General features: G+C 58.2%; 13 protein-coding genes and 2 pseudogenes. 6 read left to right on the forward strand and 9 right to left on the reverse strand.

Annotation, left to right across the window (positions count from 1 at the left end; all coding sequences use genetic code 11):
• Nucleotides 1-432 precede the first annotated feature (432 nt).
• The 6 genes from NG900_RS10160 to NG900_RS10185 form a co-directional block, all read right to left on the reverse strand.
• The gene (locus NG900_RS10160) at nt 433-795 is read right to left on the reverse strand and encodes an SCP2 sterol-binding domain-containing protein (protein WP_111395325.1); all 363 of its coding nucleotides are present in this window, start codon (nt 793-795) and stop codon (nt 433-435) included.
• A gap of 62 nt (nt 796-857) precedes the next feature.
• Entirely contained in the window at nt 858-1,703 is an 846-nt protein-coding gene (locus NG900_RS10165) for an alpha/beta fold hydrolase (protein ID WP_111395324.1), read from the reverse strand.
• 139 nt (nt 1,704-1,842) lie between these two features.
• Nucleotides 1,843-2,808, reverse strand: coding sequence for an alpha/beta fold hydrolase (locus NG900_RS10170; protein WP_252679799.1), 966 nt, complete (start codon nt 2,806-2,808; stop codon nt 1,843-1,845).
• A gap of 158 nt (nt 2,809-2,966) precedes the next feature.
• Nucleotides 2,967-4,229: an NADH:flavin oxidoreductase/NADH oxidase family protein gene (locus tag NG900_RS10175; protein WP_252679800.1), complete on the reverse strand. Its 1,263-nt coding sequence runs from the start codon at nt 4,227-4,229 to the stop codon at nt 2,967-2,969.
• A complete protein-coding gene (locus NG900_RS10180) occupies nt 4,207-5,859 on the reverse strand; it encodes a GMC family oxidoreductase (RefSeq protein WP_252679802.1) in 1,653 nt (550 codons plus the stop codon). The genes NG900_RS10175 and NG900_RS10180 overlap by 23 nt, the downstream gene beginning before the upstream one ends.
• 445 nt (nt 5,860-6,304) lie before the next feature.
• Complete coding sequence (locus NG900_RS10185; RefSeq protein ID WP_252679804.1) at nt 6,305-6,910, reverse strand: TetR/AcrR family transcriptional regulator; 606 nt, start codon at nt 6,908-6,910, stop codon at nt 6,305-6,307.
• 271 nt (nt 6,911-7,181) lie between these two features.
• On the opposite strand from NG900_RS10185, the gene NG900_RS10190 reads away from it, so the two are divergent.
• From NG900_RS10190 to NG900_RS10210, 5 genes and pseudogenes are all read left to right on the forward strand, one after another.
• Nucleotides 7,182-7,766 (forward strand): TetR/AcrR family transcriptional regulator, encoded by a 585-nt coding sequence (locus tag NG900_RS10190; protein ID WP_111395597.1) that lies wholly within the window; start codon nt 7,182-7,184, stop codon nt 7,764-7,766.
• 149 nt (nt 7,767-7,915) lie between these two features.
• A complete protein-coding gene (locus NG900_RS10195) occupies nt 7,916-9,565 on the forward strand; it encodes an AMP-binding protein (RefSeq protein WP_252679806.1) in 1,650 nt (549 codons plus the stop codon).
• A gap of 222 nt (nt 9,566-9,787) precedes the next feature.
• Nucleotides 9,788-10,105, forward strand: a pseudogene (locus NG900_RS26610) (quinone oxidoreductase family protein); the annotation flags it as partial.
• Nucleotides 10,106-10,777 carry a quinone oxidoreductase family protein gene (locus NG900_RS10205; RefSeq protein WP_223259859.1) on the forward strand — a complete coding sequence of 224 codons (672 nt, stop codon included), beginning with the start codon at nt 10,106-10,108 and terminating at the stop codon, nt 10,775-10,777.
• 166 nt (nt 10,778-10,943) lie between these two features.
• Nucleotides 10,944-11,945: an NADP-dependent oxidoreductase gene (locus tag NG900_RS10210; RefSeq protein ID WP_252679850.1), complete on the forward strand. Its 1,002-nt coding sequence runs from the start codon at nt 10,944-10,946 to the stop codon at nt 11,943-11,945.
• Between the two features lie 409 nt (nt 11,946-12,354).
• Here NG900_RS10210 and istB read toward each other — a convergent pair whose 3' ends face one another.
• Nucleotides 12,355-13,152 carry an IS21-like element helper ATPase IstB gene (gene istB / locus NG900_RS10215; RefSeq protein WP_252679808.1) on the reverse strand — a complete coding sequence of 266 codons (798 nt, stop codon included), beginning with the start codon at nt 13,150-13,152 and terminating at the stop codon, nt 12,355-12,357.
• Complete coding sequence (gene istA, locus NG900_RS10220) at nt 13,142-14,638, reverse strand: IS21 family transposase (protein ID WP_289813729.1); 1,497 nt, start codon at nt 14,636-14,638, stop codon at nt 13,142-13,144. Before istA ends, istB begins: the two co-directional genes overlap by 11 nt.
• Before the next feature lie 121 nt (nt 14,639-14,759).
• On the opposite strand from istA, the pseudogene NG900_RS10225 reads away from it, so the two are divergent.
• A pseudogene (locus NG900_RS10225) lies at nt 14,760-15,254 on the forward strand (RtcB family protein); the annotation flags it as partial.
• A 170-nt stretch (nt 15,255-15,424) separates the two neighbouring features.
• Here NG900_RS10225 and NG900_RS10230 read toward each other — a convergent pair.
• Nucleotides 15,425-17,764, reverse strand: coding sequence for an FdhF/YdeP family oxidoreductase (locus NG900_RS10230; RefSeq protein WP_252679812.1), 2,340 nt, complete (start codon nt 17,762-17,764; stop codon nt 15,425-15,427).
• Between the last annotated feature and the right edge of the window lie 272 nt (nt 17,765-18,036).

Below are 18,036 nucleotides of genomic sequence, written 5' to 3' on the forward strand. Positions count from 1 at the left end.
CCGCGCCGACACCAGTCGGCACCGGGCAGAGCCGCGGCAATTCACGCATCGAACTGAATGACAAAACTCTGCAGCGAGACTGTTTGCGGAGATGCAAAGACGATCGGCGCCAACAGAAGAAGACCCCGGGCGATCGTCTGAGTCCCACTATCGCCCTTCGCTTTGATCGGCTGGCACCCTGCCTTCCATCACCCACTCGTGGATGGTCATCAACAGCCCAAGATCGAGTTCCTTTGAAGTTACAGCGCCGAAACGCCGGATCCACATTTCAAAGGCTTCCGCTTGTTTCGTCGAATACTGCAACCCGATAGCTTCAGATTTATTAAGCAAAATCCCCTCCAAGGCTTGTTGGCATTAAAAATTGGCGACCTATAAGACTCACAACCCAATAACGTGGAACCAATCTTTTTAGATGGCCAAATTTTTACATTATTATTGTTTCAAATAATCAGCCAATCTTTGGAACCACATTACTTCAATAAAATCACCGGTGACGACGAGATCTTGCTGATGCAGCGCGGAGAGAAATGCCTCTTTCCCATCCTTAGCGGAAAGAACAGAGAATCCAATTCTCCCATCTCTGAATGTCAACGTAAATTTCGGATTTTTCGCCAGCCCAGAAGCCGACTTTATTCCTCCATTCTTTACCATGAAGTACCGGCCGCTCCCCTGCATCGTTCGGATCTGAAATATCAAATCCTTCCCCTTTACGTGGCTCACGCAATCGGGATTGCTTTTTGCCGCCCGTTGTAATAGCTTTGCCAGAACCAACAGAACGATTTTGAACCTGAACATGATCTTATCTCAAGCGTCTCATCAAAAAATTTAAGCGAGCGAAATCGACTACTCAGTCAAATCTACTCGTTCAGGAATTGTGTGGCGTGCATCAAGAAGCGCGACGGATACTGGAACTGAGCTGCGTGACCTGCGTCTGGATAGATGAACAATTGGGCGTTTGGAATGTTCTGCGCCATGTGCCAGGAGTTGATTGTCGGAACCATGATGTCATTCACACCATTAAGAATGAATGTTGGCTGCTTGATCTCCCGCAAATGCACAAAAGGATCTTCGGGATCGAGCTTCGGCAAGTAATACATGTTTGCCTCAAGCTGAGCCTGCGTGACCTCTGGTGAACTAGGCGGATCTTGATCAACGCGCTCATGCCTACGCTTCCAGAAGTCGAGCCCAGCTTGTTTCGCCGCTTCTGACCGACCGAAGAATAGAAACAAGAAGTCCTCCACGGTGGGTACCGGACGCGGCGCCGCATCCATCACACCTGGGTCCATGTCAGGATTGCCTCCACGTGGCCCCGTCCCAAGAAGCATCAGCTTTCGCACCAGGCTAGGATGGCGTCGCGTCAGATCTTGAGCCTGAAAGCCGCCCAGCGAGAATCCTAGGACGTCAACTTTGCGAAGACCGAGCGCACGTATAACGGCGGCCGCATCATCTGCCATATCCTCAATTCTGGTGCGTGGCTTTCCAGAAGACGAAGCTATGCCGCGCCCGTTGTACAGGATCACCTCGCGCCCTGCGGCCAAGCCGTCCGTCATGAGTGGATCCCAATGATCCATTCCACCGCGGAAGTGTTGGAGGAAGAACAATGGCGGCTCACCAGTCGTACTGTTACCCCAACGGCGGTAGGCAAATCTGTTGCCATCGACTTCCACGTAATTCGTCGGGGCAGTGAGGTGGGTATAAGTCATGTCGGTCTTCCGGTATGAAGGGGAAAGAGTCGCACTGGATGAGGAAGTCAGGCGACAAATCCCATTCTTCAATTAACTTGATCCCCCTTTTCGCGGGCTCAGTAACGATTTGCACGCGAAAGGGAAGTTGAACTTCAGGCTATCGAGCAAGGAATTCCAGCGCCTTAGGAACAAATTCCGTGTAGTACTGAAAGATCCCACCGTGGCCAGCATCGGGATAGATGATGAGGCTGCTGTTAGGCAGACGCCGCGCCAGGTCTTCTGAATTCTTAGTTGGAACCATGCGATCGTTATCGCCGTTAACGATGAGCACCGGATTTTTGACAACCGATAGATCCTCTGGCTCCTTCAATCCCCAGACACGCAGCGCTTCTAACTGCGTCAAGAACGCAGATGTGGCGATCTCCTTGTCGCGATTTTCCGAACGTTCCTTCAAACGCTCCAGGAATGCCTTGCCGGCCTCAATACCGTTCGGCGTGCGGGTGAAGAACAAATACTGCTTTGGATCCTGGCGGGTGAGAGCACCACGAAGAACGTCGTAAAACGTTACGCCGGATACCGTGCTGATACCTTCACCGCCAGCGGGACCCGTGCCGGCGAGAATCATCTTGCGGACGAGTTGCGGATCTTTGAGCACGATTTCCTGCGCGATCATTCCGCCCATCGAAAAGCCCAACAGGTCGACCTGCTTGAACCCCATAGCTTTGATGAAAGCGATTGCGTCATCAGCCATGTCCTCGATCGAACTCGGCGTTGAACCGCTGGACGCACCGATGCCTCGATTGTCGAACGTAACAATATGGTGTTCGGCCGCGAAACCATCCACGACACGTGGGTCCCAGTTGTCGAGTACGGCCGCCAGGTGCGTAAGGAACACCACCGGCGTGCCGCCATGATTTTTTCCCAACTCTCGGTATGCGAAGTCGACTCCGCCAACCTTGATGGTTTGCGTTGGCACGTTCTTCCAGGTGACCGCCTGCTGTGACTCCGCTGGAGAGGCCATCTTCGGACCGTCCGGCGGAGCGTCGGCTGCCGCTCCCGTCGTTGAAATAAGCGTTGCTGCCAAGGCGAATCCGAGCAGACTTGTCTTCAGTAGGTGATGCATGGCTTTGATTCCAGGTTAGGTAATTGCCAAAGGAGTGTTTTGTGGCCTCCGCCACTCGGAACTCCCGACAAAAAAATTCGGCACTTGCGATAAAGTTCTTGCTTGTGCCCGCGCTGCGTGGCCGGCATAGCGATCATCAAAAGGAAAAGGGGCGGCAATCAAGCTCTCATGCGCTTGGTGCGGTAGTTTGCCCAGCTGCTATTCACCAAACTTTTGAGAAATGCCATTAGGGCACTTTCGTTCGGGCGAGGGTTACCCCCCTCCGCGATACGCTTCAGTTGGCGCGTATACCAAAGGACCTCCATAATTCCCATGCGATCCACCGGCTTGATACCAGTCTTGATGGGCCGCACGCGCTGCGAGCTGTCGCGTCCGTTTAGCAAAGCAGCCGGCGCATCAGGATCAATCGCCAATAGTCGAGCGACGCCAACGATGTCGAGTGCGCCTGTACTGAGCGCGGCGTTCATGCCCTCGGCCGTGCGAAAGCCCCCGGTCACCATCAGCGGCACTTTGACCTCAGCTCTGACCTTTTCTGCAAACTCCAAGAAGTACGCTTCGCGTGCCGCCGTCGAAGCTTTTTGCGGCTTTTGGAAGGCGCCGCTCATGGCTGGCGCCTCATAAGTGCCACCGGAGATCTCGATCAAGTCAATGCCAGCCTCTACGAGCGCGCGGATAGTAGCCATCGACTCCTCTTCGGTGAAGCCGCCGCGTTGAAAGTCTGCTGAATTGAGTTTGATCCCAACCGGGAAATCTGCCCCGACTTGGCGACGGATCTCCGAGTAGACGGCCATTACAAAGTGGCGACGTTTCTCGGGGGTACCACCCCATTCGTCAGTGCGATGATTGTGATGAGGGGACAAGAACTGACTAATGAGGTACCCATGGGCGCCGTGAATCTGCACGCCGCTGAAGCCCGCCTTCTTGCAGATGGCAGCACTGCGCCCGAAACGCCTGATGATGTCGTCGATTTCCGTGGTTGTGGCTTCTCGCGGCGTTTCAAAAAACGCTGCCATGTCTTCACGGAATGGGATAGCCGATGGCGATAGATTGCTTGCGTTCAGCCCCTTGGGGGACTGCTTTCCGGGATGGTTCAGTTGCACCCAGACAGCCGCACCCTGATCGGTAGCCGCGCGGGCCCATTGCTGCAGGATGAGCAGGTCGGTTTCATCTTCGATGACTACGTTGCCGGGCTCGCCGAGCGCTCGGCGATCGATCATCACGTTACCTGTCAGAAGTAGACCAAGGCCCGATGCAGCCCAACGTCGATACAACTCGACGAGCTTGGGCGTGGCATGGTTGTCGTACGTTCCCAGCGTTTCGCTCATAGAAGATTTGGCGAGACGGTTACGAACGATGCTGCCATTAGGCAAGCGTAAGGGCTGGTTCAACAGACTGGCGTTAGATGTGGACTGGCTGGACATGAGGAGTACTCGAGAAGGTGCGGGCTGCAGGTGTTTTCGGTGCAACGTGGGACATTGCGTGTTCGGTCAGCGCGGTGATGGTCAAACTCGGGTTCACGCCGAGATTGGCGCTCAGCATCGAGCCATCACAGATCAACATGTTTTGATAACCAAAGACGCGGTTTTGAGCATTCATCACACCGCGCTCCGGAGAATTCGCCATTGCGCAGCCACCCATGCAATGGGCTGTCGTGGGAATGTTGAACAGAATCTCGGTTAGGAACGCCGTAGGGATGCCGCCGAGTGCCTTTGCCCCCTTTTCAACAAACGCATTTGCCTCGGGGATAAAGGTGGGAATCGGGTTACCGCTGGTAGATAACTGCTTGGCGAATGGCCAATACCAGCGGCGCTTGAACTGCATGTCGATGAACGCATCAACTGTCTGCATCACTACAAACAGGACGGTTTGTCGAGCGAACCCTATGGGGTTATGCACGCGGAACGCTTGAACAGGATGTTTCGCAAGAGTCCACAGCCACGCGAAAATTCGCGTCCATCCTGCACGTCCGCCGCACAACAAGGTCATCATGAGGCCAGTGGCGTCCGAGCCTTCCGGATAACGCACTGCTCCTATGTGCGTTCGCTCGTCGATGTAGACGCCTGCACCACCTGCTACGCCATGCGACATGCTCTTGTCCTTTGCTGGAAAGCGCACGCCGACGAGCGATTCGGCATTGGTACGCACGCGCTTGCCGAGGTCGTCGCTAATGCGCGGCAAGGAGCCTCGTTGTTTCAGACGAAACAACAGTTCCATCGTGCCCAACGAGGAGGCCGCGAACACCACACCCCGGCAGCGGAAGCTGCGCTGCTGCCTGTTAAACCAAGCGGTGGAGCGCTCGGTAAAAATCTCGTAGCCTTCGCTGCCGTCTTCCTTTCCGTTGAGCGGGCGCACGTCCACCACCTTGGTTTCGGCAAAGACTTGAGCACCGCGCTTTTCCGCGAAATAGAGATAATTCTTGTCGAGCGTGTTCTTGGCGTTGTGCTTGCAACCCACCATGCAACCGCCGCACCCAACGCAAGTCCCCCGCTCGGGACCATCGCCATCAAAATACGGATCAGGGTAGGTTTTGCCGCCGGGCTCTCCATTTGGCGCGAAGAACGTTGCGACGCGGCCGCTGTGAAAGGTGTTGGCTACACCGTGAAGCTCGGCCATTTTCTTGAGTCGCAGGTCGGCCTCGCCCAAAAGCTTGTTTTCGGTCACGCCCAACATCCGCTCCGCCATGGCGTAGTACCGTGGCATGATGTTTTTCCAGTCTTGCAAGTCGGCCCAGGAACCTTCATCCCAAACTTTGTCAGGGGGAATTAGCAGCGCGTTGGCATAGGTAATAGATCCCCCGCCAACCGCTTTGCCGCTTAAGACCATGACGTGGCGAAACAACCGCATGTTGTAGAAGCCGTGCATTTTCATGCCCGGCAACCACATCCACCGTCGTGCGTCCCAGTTGCTCTTGGGAAAGTCTTTGGCCTCCCAACGCTTTCCCATCTCCATAACACCCACTGAATAGCCCTTTTCGGTTAGGCGGCAGGCAGACACGCTGCCACCGAAGCCGGAGCCAATCACGATGTAGTCGAAGTCATAGGAAATGCTCATAGCCTGCACCTTGAGCTCAGGCTTGCGGCGCGACCAGAGCGTGCTCCGGGGCTCCTGAAATTCATGATTTGTCTCCAATTTATGGTTTATTAGTTCCGACTAGACGAGCCGAACTCGCAGCTAAGGTCAGACGGCGCTGCGACGGCCAGGCTCCTTCCTGACCGACACCGGCAGCAATCCAGATCCAGATTCGATTGCCACCAAGTTTGCGAAAACGGCTGGTCCCGTGTTCAACGCGGGACGATACGAGACCGAGGGGCAGTACATGGACTGATCACGACTAGACTTCGCCAGAGACGCGTGGTCTGGACATCGACAAGAAGGTCATCTGCTCACCACTGCGTTCCCAATCTTCAAGTCCGCCTCCAAAGTCGCTGGCGCAGCCAAAATTATGATGCCCATCATATTTTGGCGCGCCCCGAAAAAATTGCGAAGCGCTGGCGCCCTACCGAGAAGCCGAGCGTGCCTGTGTCGGCGTGTCGTAGAGCTGAATCAATGAGTCTCGAGCCGCCGCCAAAAGTGCACGCCCTTTGGGGTTATCCCCCAACGTGCGCGCTAGTTGCAATGCACCGATGAGCGATCCAGCCACCATACTTGCTGCCTCACGATGCGATGCTGCAAGCGTGGAGCGCACCGCCGAAATAAGCTGCTGCACATGCACAACTGAGGCCTGCCGCACGGATCCCGATTGCCGTGGCATCTCCGTCGCGAGCGCGGCAACGGGACAACCGCCATCCAGTGAGCTCAAAAACCGATCCGCCAAATAGACCTCGACTAGGCAGCGAAACCCGCTAATCTCCGGGCCAGCCCATTGCCGAGTTACAAGTGCGGCCTCAACGGCGATGTCGCGACTGGCACGCTCGAGCGCTTCCACAAAGAGTGCGTCTCGCGACTTGAAGTGCGCGTAGAAACCGCCGTGCGTCAGCCCGGCCTGATTCATCACCTCAGCAACTCCGAACCCCTCGTAGCCTCGGCTGCGAATAACTCGCGCAGCTGCATCGAGGATGCGCTGATGTGTCTCTTCCTTGCGTCGGCTTCGGCAGCGGTTCATTAATCACTGGCTCACAAATATGAGGATCATCATATGACGAGCATCATGGAGGGTCAAGGGAAATTTAGAAGATGTCGCCAGTCGACCACGATAACAGCCGGAGACTTCACACCGTAGCTGACACTCCTAGCGCCGCTCATATTGGTGGGCGCTTCCCCGGTGCGCCGCATGTGACGTTCCCGGGACGGCGGAGCTTGCCGATCAGCCCTCTCCGCATGGAACGAAACCTCAACTTGCACTTCTGGGCGCATTGGAATATGCTAACCATCATATGAAAAGAATCACCCAAAGCCCAAAGGAAATCACACACGAACGGATCGTGGAAGCCGCCGCGCGTGCAATTCGGCGCAGCGGTTACAACGGCACTAGTGTGGCCGATATCATGAAAGCCGCAGGACTAACGCACGGCGGCTTCTACGCGCATTTCGAGTCTCGTGAGGCGATGCTTGCCGAAGCGGCTGACCGAGCAGGGTCGGAAAGCGTGGCGATGATGGAGCACGTTGCTGCCACTACTCCACCCGAAGAAACACTTCGTGCGATGGCCCAAGCGTATCTTTCCCAAGAGCACTTGGAGGGCATGGAAACCGGTTGTGGTACTGCGGCGCTTGTCTCGGAAATGCCCCGACAAACAGCCGAAGTTCGGCGAGCCGCCACGCGGCGGATCAAGGAGATGATTGACCTCGTAACGCGCCAATTACCCAACTGGGGGCAACCTGGCGCGCATGAGCAAGCCCTCGTTATCGTCGCCATGATGGTCGGCACATTAACGCTCGCACGTGCCGTCGACGACCCCAAGCTTTCCGAGGCCCTGCGTGATGCCGCGCTAAGTCAACTGGGCCCCACACGCAGCAACTGACGATTAATGCCGCTAATTCTGCGGCACTCCTTTGCTCAAAAATATGACAAGCATCATACGGACATCATGGCGGGCATCTCGTGCCAATGAAAAGCAACTGCCGGCCGCAACGCTTGGCAACTCCCACCGGTAGTCACAGCGAGGACAGCATGGAAAGAATTTGGCACAAGATCTATGGGAGCGACATTCCGTCCGAGATCGACCATCGCCGCTACCGTTCAGTCGCACAGCTCATTCAGGAGGCGGTGGAGCAATACGCGCACCTTCCGGCCTTTGTCGGGCTCGGTGGTGAACTCGCCTACCAGGACGTCGATCGTCTGTCTCGGCAGTTCGCGGCCTACTTGCAGGGCGAGCTTGGAATCAAGAAGGGGGATCGCGTCGCGTTGATGTCCCCGAATATCTTGGCCTTCCCGGTGGCCATGTTCGGCATCATCCGCGCGGGCGCAGTGCAGGTGAACGTCAATCCCCTCTACACGGCACATGAGCTTGCACATCAACTGGTGGATGCGGACGTCGACACTGTCATCGTTTTTTCCGGAGCGACAAACACACTGGTGGAAGCGATGGAGTCCGTATCGATCCGACATGTCGTCGTTGCCGAGGCCGGCGACCTTGGAGACAGCCCCTCTCCACGCAGCCCATTGCCGCGGGAGCTGACCAAATTTACGTGGTTCTCTGACGCAATCGATGCAGGCGCTGGACTCGTCTTCGAGCCGGTCGACCTGAATCACGATGATCTGATCTATCTTCAGTACACCGGCGGCACGACGGGTGTCCCCAAGGGAGCTGCTCTCTCGCACGGCAACCTCATCGCCAACATCCTGCAGTTCAAGTCCTTCGCGCCGCGCATTTTCGGGGAAGGCCGCGATCTGGTGATCACTGCGTTACCGCTGTACCACATCTTTGCGCTGATGGTGAACTGCCTGAGCTTCTTTTCGGCAGGCGCAAAGAATGTACTCGTAGCCAATCCACGCGATATCGATTCACTTGTCGCGACTTTTGAGAGGCATCGCTTCTCCATCGTCACGGGCGTCAATACTTTGTTCGCCAACCTGATGGCACATCCCCGAATCCACCAAATTGACTTCTCTTCCCTTCGCCTGGCTCTTGGAGGGGGAAGTGCAATTCTGAAAGGGACTTCGGACAAGTGGCACTCGCTCACTGGACAGCACATCAAGGAGGGGTTCGGCATGTCGGAAACCTCCCCAATCGTCACCCTGAACCCTCTGCATCTTGAGGACTTCTCGGAGACCGTTGGCATTCCATTGCCGTCGACCGATGTGTCATTGCGCGACGATGACGGACATGAAGTCGGGATCGGGGAGCCTGGAGAACTCTGTGTGCGCGGCCCTCAAGTCATGCGCGGTTACTGGCGCCGTGAAGAAGACAATGCCACGTCCTTCTGGGCTGACGGTTTTCTACGCACCGGTGACATTGCCATATGCGATGCAAACGGATTCATCAAGATCGTCGACCGCCGAAAGGACATGGTGCTCGTCTCCGGTTTCAATGTGTTTCCCAACGAAATCGAGGCCGCGGTCGCTTCCTGTCCCGGCGTTCTGGAGTCAGCCAGCGTTGGTGTTCCCGACGGCAAGACAGGCGAAGCGGTGCACTTGTTTGTCGTCAAGGAGCCGCATGCGGAGCTGACTGAAGAGCAGATCCGCGAACACTGTCGTGCTCGCTTGGCAGCGTACAAGCAACCGAAGTTTGTTGAGTTTGTTTCTGAGCTGCCGAAGTCAGCGGTTGGCAAAACACTGCGAAGAGCTTTGCGATCCTCGACGACAGGGATAGAAACGTAGAAACATCATCGACTACCGAACCGCAACCACTCGGTAATTGCAGTCAATGACGCAGGCAAGTCCATCGGCGGAGCATCGCTTCGTAAGAAGCGTAGCGAAATTGGTGCAGCGATTCGATCGCCTTGCCCTCGTTTGCAAAGGACGGCGGATGCCGACCTGAGCGACAACCTTTTACAGCAGAGCGCATAGCGCTACTAACACCTCTGATTCGGAGAGCAGCAAATGAAAGCTGTACGTTTTCACAACACAGGCGGCCCTGAAGTTCTCACCTACGAGGACGTCCCTGACCCAACACCAAACGATGGCGAAGTTCTAATCCGGATCGAAGCGGTTGGAATGAACTTTGCGGACGTCATGCGACGGCGTGGGGACGACTATCCGGATCCGTCCCCTACGCCCTTCACATTGGGAGCGGAAGTCGCAGGTACTGTAGTCGCCGTTGGAAATGGAGTCACTTCGGTAGTCGTCGGGACCCCAGTCCTTGCGACCCCAGGCGCAGGGGGATACGCGCAATACATTTGTGTTCCGGCGGCGCTTGTCATGCCACTGCCTCCTGGCATCGATTCCGTCCAAGCGGCAGCACTGGTGGGGCACGGCCTGACCGCCGCGCTATCGCTGCGGAAGGCTGCACAACTGAAGGCGGGCGAAAGCGTCTTGATTGAAGCGGCTGCCGGCGGCGTTGGATCGTTCGCCGTACAACTTGCAAAGCTATACGGCGCCAGCAAAGTCATCGCCGCAGCCAGCACGCCGGAAAAGCGAGCTATTGCTGAACGTCTCGGAGCCGATGCGTCGGTCGACTACACCACGCCCGGCTGGGCTGACAAGGTGCGACAACTGACGGGCGGTCGCGGCGTAGACGTCGTGCTGGAAATGGCTGGAGGTGACGTGGTCGGCCAAGCGCTTGACACCCTTGCACCATTCGGCCGGATGGTTTTTCTCGGACAGTCCAGTGGACAAAGCACCCAGATCGATCCTTGGCAGCTCACCGTGCCGAACCGCACCGTGACCGGGTTCTATATCGGTGCCTACTTGGCGTTCCCCGACCTAGTCCAGTCAACGCTGAATGAAATTATGGGATTCATCGTTACAGGAAAACTCAAGCTTCAGGTAGGAACAGTATTACCGCTCTCACAGGCGCCATTCGCTCATCAGCTTATGGAGGGGCGACGGACCACCGGGAAGGTCGTTCTTCAGCCTTGGGTCGACCTCTGATACGGCAACCTCGCGCGTTGGCGATACGAACAAGCCATAACCAGAGCGACGAAGCCGCTCTTGCGTAAGCAGTGGATCGAAATTCGTCGTGGGTGGCGGCGCCGCCTTTCCTGGACTGGATTTAGCACCCACTCAAGATATCGACAAAAATATTCAGGGAATAATTATGAAAGCACTAATCTTAAAACGATACGGAAAAGTCGATCAGCTAGATTTTTCCGACATTCCTCAGCCCACGATAAAACCGGACGAGATCCTCGTTAAGGTTCACGCTGCAGGCGTGAACCCCATTGATTACATGATTCCGAAAGGAATGTTCAAGCCAATCCTGAAGTTTAGGCTGCCGACAACGATGGGTAGCGATGTTGCTGGTGTGGTGGTTGAGGTCGGGAATCGCGTGACGCGCTTCAAACCAGGTGATGCAGTTTTCGCGAGTACTTTCGACCTCAATATCGGAACCTTCGCCGAATTTGCTGTCCTTCCAGAGCGTGCGGCCGCAATGAAGCCGACGAGCCTTGACTTCGTTGAAGCGGCCTCGGTTCCGATGGTCGGGCTCACATCTTGGCAAGCGCTCAAAGAGCGTGCACGTCTCAAGCGCGGACAAAAGGTATTTATCCCGGCCGGTTCCGGAGGCATTGGCACATTCGCCATTCAACTGGCCAAACACCTGGGAGCGAAGGTTGGAACGACCACCAGTACGGGCAATGTGCGGCTGGTTCGCGACCTCGGAGCTGATGAAGTCATCGATTATAAAAAACAAGAATTTGAAACAGTTCTGAAAGGATATGACATCGTCCTTGGCACAGTCAGGGGAGATGGAATTGAAAAATCCCTTCGGATATTGAAACCCAACAGCAACGTCGTCTCGCTAATCGGCCCGCCGGATGCCGCGTTCGCTCGGGCCAGAGGAATGAACTTCCTCATGAAAATTGTATTCGGCTTGCTTAGCGGAAGCATAATTAGAAAAGCAAAGAAAAGCGATATAAATTACTCATTCTTATTTGTTCGCCCCGATGGCCTCCAGCTTTCAGAAATCGCGGAACTTATCGATGCTGGAGCTATTCACCCGGTGATCGACAAGGTGTTTCCATTCAGTCAAGCAAAGGAAGCACTTGCCTATCTTGAAAACGGCCGAGCAAAGGGGAAAGTTGTACTGCAGATGGCATAGAGGAGATTGGCTCCTGGACACCTTCCAGCCTCCGACATGAAGCCCTTTAACGGGCATTAGCTAAGGCAGGGGGACATCAACTCCGCGTGTGCCCCCCCCCGATTCACCCGTCAGCGACAGACCTTCTGTATGGGCCGGAAGCTACGGCGGTTTTACGTTTGCTCATCTCGAAGTTCCGACGAGATGGTAGCCATCGCTTGAACAATCGTTGTGTCTCTGAGCGCTCTTCTCTCTGTGAGCGCTTGGTTTTGGGCGTCGATGCAAATCGACGCCCATTTTTTTATGCAGCATCAATGGGTGCCAATCTCTGAGCCGATGCACCGATTGACAGTTATGCGTGTTGGCGCGCAGCTAAATTTGACCCACGATTTTCATCTAAATTTGACCCACCCCGAGACGGCGTAAAGCGTTACTGCGGTGTGGATAACTCTTCGGTTTCTGCCTCCTTGGGGCCTTTTCGGCGGGTTGATCTTGCCTTCGCTGAACTGGTCTTGAAGCGCCACGACTCGTTGCCGGTTTCAACGATATGGCAGTGATGTGTGAGACGGTCCAGCAGCGCCGTGGTCATCTTGGCATCGCCGAACACGCTGGCCCACTCGCCGAAGCTCAGGTTGGTCGTGATCACCACGCTGGTGCGTTCGTACAGCTTTGAGAGCAGGTGGAACAGTAGCGCGCCGGCGGTCTGGCTGAACGGAAGGTAGCCCAGTTCATCCAGGATCACCAGATCGACATGCATCAGCCGATGCGCGAGTTGCCCGTGCTTGCCGGCAGCTTTCTCCAGTTCCAGTACGTTGGCCAACTCGATCGTCGAGAAGTAGCGCACGCGCTTGCCGTGACGCTGGATGGCCTCGATGCCGATGGCGCTCGCCAGATGCGTCTTGCCTGTACCTGGCCCGCCGATGAGCACGACGTTGTGCGCGCTGTCGAGGAACTTCATCTGGTACAGCTCACGGATCAGCCCTTCGTCGACACGGGCCTGCGCGAAGTCGAAGCCCTTCAGGTCGCGGTGCGCCGGGAACCGGGCGACAGCCATCTGGTAAGCAATCGAGCGAACCTCGCGTTCGGCACCTTCGGCCTTCAGCAACTGCTCCATGAAGCGCTCCGGATCGAACTCGGTATGCCGGGATTGCGCGTACAACTCAGCCCAGCCGCTGGCCATGCCGTGCAGCTTGAGCGCCTTGAGGCGGGCAACGATCTCATTGGACATGCTGGTTCTCCGGTGCGCGCAGACGTTCATAGCGGTTCACATCCGCGACAGGTTCTTCGCTCAGGCTGAGCGTGGTGGCGGCCACGATCCGCTGCTGCGCCGGCGCTTTGAGCCGGCTCAGCACGTTGAGCACGTGATCGCTGCTGGGCCGGCCTGAGTCGAGCGCGGCTTGCACCGCCACCAGCACGGCATCCAGGCCGTGTTCGCGAACGGCGGACAGCACCTGCGTCATCACGCGGTCGCCACCGGCGTGCTTGAGTAGGTGCCCCTGAAGCGCCTGAAGCGGCTGCGGCATCATGGCAAACGGCGCACCGTTGCGAAGCGCGCCTGGCTTGCGCTCGACCAGCGTGATGTAGTGCTGCCAGTCGTAGAACGTCAGGTACCGCTCGAAGCTGCGTTCGTGACGAGCGATCTCGCGACCGTCGGCAACGACGCTCAGCAGCGCCGGATAGCACCGCACGCTCACGAGCTGGTTCACGAACTCGGTCGGTACGCTGTAGCGATTGCGCTGGAAGTGAATCAGTCCCATCGAGGACACCCGCAGGAACTGCTCGACGTAGCCGTCGAACGGACGCGGGTTCGCCATCAGCCGGGGACGTTCGTCTTGCAACACGTCCTCGATGGTCAGCTCCGGCCACTGCGGGTGCTGTGCCCGCCACGCCTGCCGACACTGGTCGGCCACCCAGTCGTTCAACGCCGCAAGCGTCGTCCAGCGCCGCTGGGCCGCTTCGTGCCAGATCTGCCTGCGCCGGTCCTGCACGTTCTTCTCGACGATGCCTTTCTCCCAGCCCGAGGCCCGGTTGCAGAACTCCGGCTCGAACAGGTAGTGGCCGCACATCGCCTCGAAGCGCGCATTGACCATGCGCTCCTTGCCACGGCCCACCTTGTCCACCGCCGTCTTCATGTTGTCGTAGATGCCTCGGCTTGGCACACCGCCAAACGCGGCAAATGCCTTCGCGTGCGCGTCGAACAGCATCTCGTGGCTTTGCGTGGGATAGGCGACCAGCCAGAATGCGCGGCTGGCATTCAGCTTCACATGGGCGACTTCAAGACGTCGGCGCAGCCCGCCGACGAAGACATACTCGCAGCTCCAGTCGAACTGGAACGCTTCACCTGGCTCGAAGGCCAGCGGCACGAACGCTTTGCGTCGCGGAGCCTGGGCCTGTTGCTCTCGCCAGCGCCGGGCGAACTCGCTCACCCGTGTGTAGCTCCCGCTGTAGCCCTGTGCCCGGATCGCTTCGAACATGAAGCGCGCCGTGCGGCGCTCACGCTTCGGACGATGGCTGTCGGTACGCAGCCATTCCTCAAGCTGCCCGGCCCATTCGTCCACCACGCTCGGGCTGATCCGTTTCGGATACTTCGGCTCCGTCGCTTCCGGCTCTCGCAGCCACGACCGCACCGTGTTCCGGGACAACCCCGTTCGCCGTGCGATCTCCCGCAACGGCACCTTCTCGCGGAAATACATCCGCCTGATCTTGGCCAACATGCCCACCGTGATCACCTCTGTATCCCCTGCTCAAAGATTGAGCAGGACATTCAATCACGTGGGTCAAATTTCGATGCAAATCACCCCGCCAAGTGGGTCAATTCTGCTCGCGCGTTAACACGCCATGGGCACTGCCGCACGCTATGCCTGGCTCAATCGGGTTGTGCTTGCCGAAATGGTGCGTAAAGAGTTGGCCGAGCTGACGGGAGAGGCGCGCTCCAGCCTGGTAGTGGATGTTCCACACAACGTTGTGCTGACGGAAGATGGCCTGAACATCCATCGCAAAGGTGCCACGCCAGCACGCGATGGCGACTTGGCGCTCATCCCTGGGTCGATGGGGGACTCGTCCTTCGTTGTGACGGGGCTTGGCCACCCGGACTGGCTATGGTCGTGCAGTCATGGCGCAGGCAGAAGCGTGCGCCGCCAAGCGGTACGGCGACTGCGTACAGAACAAGCCGAGAGCCATTGGACTTGCGTCACGCTTCGGGAAGAGCGTCGGATTGAGGAGGCCCCCCAAGCCTACAAACCAATCGGCCCTGTCATTCAGGCACAAGAGGAAGCGGGCCTAATTCGAGGTGCAGTACGTCTCAAGCCGTGGATAACATTCAAGGCTTGAGAGCCATTGCCGCAATCTAGAATGAAGCGCAACACACCTCGCAAGTTGACGTTAATCCGATGAAGGGATATGGGACGGTCGGCGTAGCGACCCCGGGTTGCCGGCGTCGGTGTCGCGCAAAGCGGCCAGCAGCGCCAGTTGCAGCGCAGACCACGCTGGCTCGGTAGGCATCAGGCTTTTGCCGTGTTGGCCGCGGGGGCGTCAGCGGTGCGTTCGACTTGGCTCGGAACCAGCATCACCGGAATCGACTTCGACGTCGGCGTGCGCGCCTGATCGGCCACGGAAGACAGCGGCACCAGCGGATTCGTCTCAGGGTAATACGCCGCCAGACAACCACGCGGGATGTCATACGCCACCAGACGGAAACCATCGGCGCGGCGCGTGGTGCCGTCTTCGGACAGCGTCACCATGTCGACCCACTCGCCGTCTTTCATGCGGATGGTGTGCAGGTCTTCCTTGTTGATGAAGACCACGCGGCGCTGGCCGAACACGCCGCGGTAGCGGTCGTCCATGCCGTAGATGGTGGTGTTGTACTGGTCGTGCGAGCGGATTGTGGCCAGCGTGAAGACCGTCGTATCCGCATGGCGCTCGCGGGCGCGGTGGACGGGCGTGTCGGTCGGCACGGCGTGCGTGTGGAATTCCGCCTTGCCCGACGGCGTGTTCCAGACACGTTCGGATGCAGTGTTGCGCAGGCGGAAGCCGCCCGGCACGCGAATCTTCTCGTTGAAGCCGGCAAAGGCGTCGAACACGGCTTCGATGCGTTCGCGGATGCGGTCGTAATCTTCGACCAGCCAACGCCACGGGATGGTGCTCTCGGGCAGCGTCGCTTCGGCCAGCCGCGCCACGATGGCCGGTTCCGACAGCAGATGCGGCGAGGCCGGCGGATTGATGCCCGCCGACATGTGCACCATGCTCATCGAGTCTTCCACCGTCACGCCTTGCGTGCCGCCGGCCTGTTGGTCGACCTCAGTGCGGCCCAGGCACGGCAGGATCAGCGCGGCCTTGCCGTGCACGATGTGGCTGCGGTTGAGCTTGGTGGTCACGTGCACGGTCAGGTCGCACTGGCGCAGGCCCGCCCACGTGGCAGCCGTGTCCGGCGTGGCTGCTGCAAAGTTACCGCCCATGGCGAAGAACACGCGCGCGGCGCCTTGCTGCATGGCCTCAATGGCGCCGACGGTGTCGTAGCCGTGTTCACGCGGCACTTGAATGCCGAAGACCTGTTCCAGCCGATCCAGAAACGCGGGCGCGGGCTTCTCGTAGATGCCCATCGTCCGGTCGCCCTGCACGTTGCTGTGGCCGCGCACCGGGCACGCACCGGCACCGGGGCGCCCGATGTTGCCGCGCAGGAACAGCAGGTTGACGATCATCTGGATCGTCGCGACCGAATGTTTGTGTTGCGTGATGCCCATGCCCCAGCAGGCAATGACGCTGCCGGCCTGGATGTAGGTATCGCCGGCCTGGCGGATTTCGTTCTCCGGTAGGCCAGATTCGGCTTCGATGGTGGCCCACGATTCGGCGCGCGCGTCGGTGGCGAAGGCGTCGTAGCCACCGGTGTGCTGGGCGATGAAGGCGTGGTCGATGATGGCGGGCTCGCCGCGGCTGCGGGCCACGTCGTCGCGTTCGATCACGTGTTTGATGATGCCCTTGACGGTGGCCAGGTCGCCGCCGATGCGCACCTGGTGGTATTCGGTGCTGATGCGCGTGGAGCCCAGCGTCAGCATCTCGATCTTGCTTTGCGGATCGGCAAAGCGCTCCAGCCCGCGCTCGCGCAGCGGGTTGAACGAAACAATCTTGGCGCCGCGTTTGGACGCCTCGCGCAGCTCGCCGAGCATGCGCGGGTGGTTCGTTCCGGGGTTCTGACCGAAGATGAAGATGGCATCGGCCTTGGTGAAATCATCGAGCGTGACGGTGCCTTTGCCGACGCCGATGCTGCCCCGCATGCCCGTGCCGGAGGGCTCGTGGCACATGTTGGAGCAGTCGGGGAAATTGTTCGTGCCGTACGCGCGCACGAACAACTGGTAAAGGAAGGCCGCCTCATTGCTGGTGCGGCCGGAGGTGTAGAAGATCGCCTGGTTCGGATCGGGCAACGCACGCAGGTGCTGCGCGATCAGCGCGAAGGCGGCGTCCCATTCGATCGGGACGTACTTGTCGCTGGCCGCGTCGTAGACCATCGGGTGCGTCAGGCGCCCCTGGTCTTCGAGCGCGTAGTCGGACCATTCGGCGAGTTCATGCACGGTGTGCCGGGCGAAGAACTCCGGCGTGGTGCGGCGGGACGTGGCTTCTGCTGCAACGGCTTTGACGCCGTTCTCGCAGAACTCGAACGTGGAGGCGTGATCTCGATCGGGCCATGCGCAGCCGGGGCAGTCGAAGCCGTCGGGCTGGTTGGCCGACAGCATCGTCTTGGCGCCCTTGGCCGCGATGCCTTGCGACAGCAATTGATGTGCAACGCTTTTAAGCGCGCCCCAGCCACCGGCCGGATGACGGTAGAACTCGATCTTCTGGTGCTTCATGTGAAAGCTCCGAATCGGAAGTTGGAGGGACGCTACGCGCGGCCGTCACTCCTGATTCTGGAAGTCATCGCGGTAGCAGGCTGTCAAAGCGACCGAGCGGAGGCGTCGTGCCGCCGAATTACGCTTTGAAGCTGTACAGGCTTAGCCAATGGCCATCGTTGCAAGCCGCCCAGGAATTCGAGGAGACTGGCATATACCGTTAGCCGCGTCTCGGGTGATGTCATCTGCTAAACAGATTTTTCTGAATTTGGACCAGATGGTCCTCCATCAAG

The sequence above is a fragment of the Ralstonia soli genome (genome assembly GCF_023955655.1).
GTDB classification, from domain to species: domain Bacteria; phylum Pseudomonadota; class Gammaproteobacteria; order Burkholderiales; family Burkholderiaceae; genus Ralstonia; species Ralstonia soli.

Coding starts and splice junctions, on each gene's coding strand:
- NG900_RS10230 (WP_252679812.1), bottom strand. CDS start 17,764: ATGAAGCACCAGAAGATCGAGTTCTACCGTCATCCGGCCGGTGGCTGG.
- istB (WP_252679808.1), bottom strand. CDS start 13,152: ATGTCCAATGAGATCGTTGCCCGCCTCAAGGCGCTCAAGCTGCACGGC.
- NG900_RS10185 (WP_252679804.1), bottom strand. CDS start 6,910: ATGAACCGCTGCCGAAGCCGACGCAAGGAAGAGACACATCAGCGCATC.
- NG900_RS10195 (WP_252679806.1), top strand. CDS start 7,916: ATGGAAAGAATTTGGCACAAGATCTATGGGAGCGACATTCCGTCCGAG.
- NG900_RS10170 (WP_252679799.1), bottom strand. CDS start 2,808: ATGCATCACCTACTGAAGACAAGTCTGCTCGGATTCGCCTTGGCAGCA.
- istA (WP_289813729.1), bottom strand. CDS start 14,638: ATGTTGGCCAAGATCAGGCGGATGTATTTCCGCGAGAAGGTGCCGTTG.
- NG900_RS10175 (WP_252679800.1), bottom strand. CDS start 4,229: ATGTCCAGCCAGTCCACATCTAACGCCAGTCTGTTGAACCAGCCCTTA.
- NG900_RS10205 (WP_223259859.1), top strand. CDS start 10,106: ATGCCACTGCCTCCTGGCATCGATTCCGTCCAAGCGGCAGCACTGGTG.
- NG900_RS10180 (WP_252679802.1), bottom strand. CDS start 5,859: ATGAGCATTTCCTATGACTTCGACTACATCGTGATTGGCTCCGGCTTC.
- NG900_RS10165 (WP_111395324.1), bottom strand. CDS start 1,703: ATGACTTATACCCACCTCACTGCCCCGACGAATTACGTGGAAGTCGAT.
- NG900_RS10210 (WP_252679850.1), top strand. CDS start 10,944: ATGAAAGCACTAATCTTAAAACGATACGGAAAAGTCGATCAGCTAGAT.
- NG900_RS10190 (WP_111395597.1), top strand. CDS start 7,182: ATGAAAAGAATCACCCAAAGCCCAAAGGAAATCACACACGAACGGATC.
- NG900_RS10160 (WP_111395325.1), bottom strand. CDS start 795: ATGTTCAGGTTCAAAATCGTTCTGTTGGTTCTGGCAAAGCTATTACAA.